Genomic DNA, 1699 nt, shown 5'->3' on the forward strand with positions numbered 1-1699 from the left:
GTCATCTCGTTCGGCTACCTGCACGACGCACCGCCGACGGCGCATCTCACGCTCGACCTGCGTGAGCACTTCCGGGACCCACACGTCAGCCCGGAGTTGCGGTACATGACAGCCCTGGACGTGCCGGTCCGTACCGCGGTGCTCAACACCCCCGGCATCACCGACCTGGTCGAGGCCACGGCGAACGCGGTGAACGCGTTCGCCTCCGGCCCCAGCGCCGGGCCGGTCACCGTCGCCACCGGCTGCGCCGGCGGGCGACACCGCGCCCCGACCGTCGCCCTGGCCCTGACCAGCTGGCTCCGCCTGGCGGGCCACGAGGTCACGGTCACCCACCGAGACCTCCACCGGCCCGTCGTCCAGCGCTGAAGACGCTCTCACCTGATCGCCCTGATGGTCGCAAGGCCGGGTTCGACTCCCGGCCAGGGCACCGGCCGCTCCTGTGCGGCCCGCCGCGAACATGACCGGCCGGAGCCCGTCGTCGCGGCTTAACCGGCTGGTTGCCCAGGTCGCGACCACGCCCAGACCCGACAGGAGTCCCGCTCCGATGCCCGACGCCTCGACGTTCGCTGCTGCCTTCGCCACCCTCTACGTCGCTCACAGCGTGGGGGACCACTGGGTGCAGACCTCGTGCCAGTCCGCCGACAAGGGCCGCCCCGGCTGGGTCGGACGGCTGGCCGGCGCCCGGCACGTCGCCACCCTGACCGCCACCAAGCTCGCCTTACTCCTTCCCGTCGCCGCCCTGCTCGGCCTGCACCTGTCGGCCCTGGGCCTGGTGCTGGGGCTGGGGCTGGACGCGGTGACGCACTGGTGGGCCGACCGCCGCAGCACCCTCGCCTGGCTCGCCCGAATCACCGGCAAAACAGAGTTCTACGGGCTGGGCACCAGAGCACACCCCGCACACCCGGCCACCGCCAAGGGCGCCCCGGCCGCGCACCTGGGGACCGGCGCCTACGCGCTCGACCAGTCCTTCCACCACCTGTGGCTGCTGATCGCAGCCGTCCTGATCGCCACCATCTGACCCCGAACGGCAAGCGGCCCCGGGATTGCCCCCCGGAGCCGCCCTTGGGCCGTTCACTTCGAAAGGACTCAACCCATGAGCACCATCATCGCACTCGCCCCCGACCCGGACCGTGAGCCCACCGCCGCGGAGCTGGATGCGATCGCCGTCGAGACGCCGCTCATCGAGGCGGAGGTGGAGCTGCTGGACGCGCAGATCCGGGCCCTGGACGGCCCGGTGACGGAGGTGGACCAGCAGCGGATCCGGCGGGCCCGCCGCAAGATGCTCGCGGCCCGCCGCGACCTGACCAACCGCGCCGCCGGCCTGGCGCAGACGGGCGGTGCGGCATGACGCACAGCGCCCGCCTGACGAACACGGACTCCACGTGGGAGATCTACGTCGTCACCGACAGCCCCTACCCCTGGGACTGGCCGACGCACAAGTTCGGCGCTTCGGCGGCGATCCCGACGCTCGCCCAGCGAGACACGGCGCTCGCGGCCCTCGGCTACGAGGCGGACACGAGCGCCGAGTGGGAGTGGCAGGAACTGCCCACCGGCTACATGGACTCCGTGGAGTTGCTGGCCGCCCTGGACGTACAGCCCGCAGGGACGGGAGAGGCAGCATGAGCGAGTCCCTGAGCCCCGCCGAGCAGCTGCAGGCCGCCTCCGAGGCAGTGCGCCAACACAACCACGGCGCCATGGC

At 72.4% G+C, this 1699-nt stretch carries 4 protein-coding genes; all 4 read left to right on the forward strand.

Features of this window, described 5'->3' with window-relative positions; genetic code table 11:
* Window positions 1-366 (forward strand): ATPase (locus ACLJT4_RS42330; protein ID WP_411130496.1); only part of this gene is annotated, 366 nt, incomplete at its 5' end.
* A 178-nt stretch (window positions 367-544) separates the two neighbouring features.
* Window positions 545-1018 (forward strand): transcriptional regulator, encoded by a 474-nt coding sequence (locus ACLJT4_RS42335; protein WP_411130498.1) that lies wholly within the window; start codon window positions 545-547, stop codon window positions 1016-1018.
* 75 nt (window positions 1019-1093) lie between these two features.
* Window positions 1094-1348 (forward strand): DUF6284 family protein, encoded by a 255-nt coding sequence (locus ACLJT4_RS42340; RefSeq protein WP_411130499.1) that lies wholly within the window; start codon window positions 1094-1096, stop codon window positions 1346-1348.
* A complete protein-coding gene (locus ACLJT4_RS42345; RefSeq protein WP_411130500.1) occupies window positions 1345-1623 on the forward strand; it encodes a DUF6303 family protein in 279 nt (92 codons plus the stop codon). The genes ACLJT4_RS42340 and ACLJT4_RS42345 overlap by 4 nt, the downstream gene beginning before the upstream one ends.
* The last annotated feature ends 76 nt before the right edge of the window (window positions 1624-1699 follow it).

Origin of the sequence: Streptomyces sp. x-19, from assembly GCF_046549115.1 — a bacterium.
GTDB classification, from domain to species: domain Bacteria; phylum Actinomycetota; class Actinomycetes; order Streptomycetales; family Streptomycetaceae; genus Streptomyces; species Streptomyces albulus_C.

Excerpts from the sequence above, each read along its gene's own strand:
- ACLJT4_RS42335 (WP_411130498.1), top strand. The coding sequence starts at position 545 with ATGCCCGACGCCTCGACGTTCGCTGCTGCCTTCGCCACCCTCTACGTC.
- ACLJT4_RS42345 (WP_411130500.1), top strand. The coding sequence starts at position 1,345 with ATGACGCACAGCGCCCGCCTGACGAACACGGACTCCACGTGGGAGATC.
- ACLJT4_RS42340 (WP_411130499.1), top strand. The coding sequence starts at position 1,094 with ATGAGCACCATCATCGCACTCGCCCCCGACCCGGACCGTGAGCCCACC.